This window comes from Moorena sp. SIO3I6 (assembly GCF_010672095.1).
In genome coordinates, this window is sequence record NZ_JAAHHU010000985.1 from 1 (window position 1) to 1826 (window position 1826).

Below are 1826 nucleotides of genomic sequence, written 5' to 3' on the forward strand. Positions count from 1 at the left end.
TGTGATTGTGATCGTCGGAGAAGAGAAAGCCTTAGGCCGACTAAAGCAGTGCTGTAGGAATTGGAACGCCAATAATGTTAAGCTACTACCATTTCAACCTCGGGAAAAACTACCGGAAATGCTAGCAGCAGCGGATGTGGGGTTGGTGATACAAAAGCAGAATGTAATTTCGTTTAATATGCCCTCCAAAATCCAAGTACTGCTAGCTAGTGGTCGCCCCATCCTAGCTTCTGTTCCTGCTAATGGTACGGCTGCCAGAGCTGTCAAAAAAAGCGGCGGTGGCATTGTTGTTCCCCCAGAGGATCCAGAAACTCTAGCAGCAACAATCTTAGAGTTGTATAACGATCCCGCAACAGTTACATTACTGGGCAACAGAAGTAGACAACATGCTCTTCAATATTATTCCTTCGATCAAGCTCTCAACCGTTACGAAGAACTCTTTTCTGACATTCAAAAGAAGCGGTTACTGGCAGCGGTTCAGAAGTCTTGATCAATCCCTTTTACTAATTAGGGAGTAGGGAGTAGGGAGTAGGGAGTAGGCAATAGGCATGCTAGCAATAGGCAATAGGGAAAAAATCTTGTGTACCTCTTGAGAGGTACACAAGTTGTGGATGTTAGGGCAGAAGGAATAGCGATGCAGTGCTACTCCCGACTCCCGACTCCCGACTCCCGACTCCCGACTCCCGACTCCCGACTCCCGACTCCCGACTCCCTAAAATCAGGTTTTCTGCTCAGGAATTACCACCGACCATACCTATCCATACCCCACGCCCCTCCAGATTTCACAGGTATTTTAGTCTCTGCCACTTGTACAAAAAACTGCTCATGATGCTTCCAGCTAATCTCTCCATGCCACGCTTTAATTAGAGCTTGCTCAACAACCCGAGGAAGTTCCCACCATGATAGGTTTTCCTGTAATAGCAATTTTTTAAGTCGCTTTAAGGCTTGCTGAGATGCTGGATCTTTAGAATCAAATAAAGGAGTTGCTAGTCGAATGGGGTCCTTTTGGACAGCACTGATTGACCGACTAACCACTATACTTATTTGCTTAGCTAACTCCTTCATCCCTCGTTGCTTTTGGTACTTCCAACCTTTTTCACTAGACGCATACAACGGTGGGAGGCGATTGAGAGCATAGGTCGCTACTTCTATGGGATTAATACTTTTAGCTATCTCCGGTGACAGTTGATCTAGTCGTCGCTCGATTTCTTCTTCAACAAGGATTTCCATAACATTTTGATAGGCTTGAGTTCTTTGCATTAACCCTGACTTCATGACGATAACTCAATTAATAGTTTTTATGATCATGATTCTCCAATGCTTAGGTTGATAAACAGGTTGATTTTGTGTATACGTTCTGTTTGTTTGAATAAATTGAATTAAAGTTATGGTAAAGATTTAGACTACTTTATTTTATAATGTTATTAAGCAAAGGGAAGAGGGAATAGGGAATAGGGAACAGGGAGTCGGGAGTCGGGGGAACTATGTGGAATACACCTCATAAGTATGGAAAATGCTATATCATAGTTATCAATTGCTGGAAATTACGGCTAAAGATCAATTTCATCTCCCCAAACTCCCCACTCTCCCCAAACTCGAAGTTCCCACACTTCCCACGCTTACCACACTTCCCACACTTCCCACACTGCTCCCTGCTCCCTGCTCCCTGCTCCCTGTTCCCTATTTGATACAATAGAGTTATTTGCTTGAAAAACCATTCCGATGATGTACGATACGATCGTGGTTGGCTCTGGTAATGGAGCCTGTGGGTTTCTGAGCTATTACCTAGAAGCTGGTAATGACAGGTCTATCCGGGAGCGGGTGTT

Annotated in this window: 4 protein-coding genes; 3 read left to right on the top strand and 1 reads right to left on the bottom strand. The window is 44.4% G+C overall.

The window, feature by feature from the left end; genetic code table 11:
- Both F6K49_RS45240 and F6K49_RS45245 read left to right on the top strand, forming a co-directional pair.
- The coding region (locus tag F6K49_RS45240; protein WP_293108678.1) for a glycosyltransferase at positions 1 to 490 on the top strand (490 nt) is incomplete at its 5' end.
- 117 nt (positions 491 to 607) lie between these two features.
- Positions 608 to 829: a hypothetical protein gene (locus F6K49_RS45245; RefSeq protein WP_293031243.1), complete on the top strand. Its 222-nt coding sequence runs from the start codon at positions 608 to 610 to the stop codon at positions 827 to 829.
- Here F6K49_RS45245 and F6K49_RS45250 read toward each other — a convergent pair.
- Complete coding sequence (locus F6K49_RS45250) at positions 739 to 1260, bottom strand: late competence development ComFB family protein (protein WP_293058666.1); 522 nt, start codon at positions 1258 to 1260, stop codon at positions 739 to 741. The genes F6K49_RS45245 and F6K49_RS45250 overlap by 91 nt on opposite strands.
- Positions 1261 to 1513: 253 nt before the next feature.
- Here F6K49_RS45250 and F6K49_RS45255 point away from each other — a divergent pair, with 253 nt between their 5' ends.
- Positions 1514 to 1696 (top strand): hypothetical protein, encoded by a 183-nt coding sequence (locus F6K49_RS45255; RefSeq protein WP_293058669.1) that lies wholly within the window; start codon positions 1514 to 1516, stop codon positions 1694 to 1696.
- The last annotated feature ends 130 nt before the right edge of the window (positions 1697 to 1826 follow it).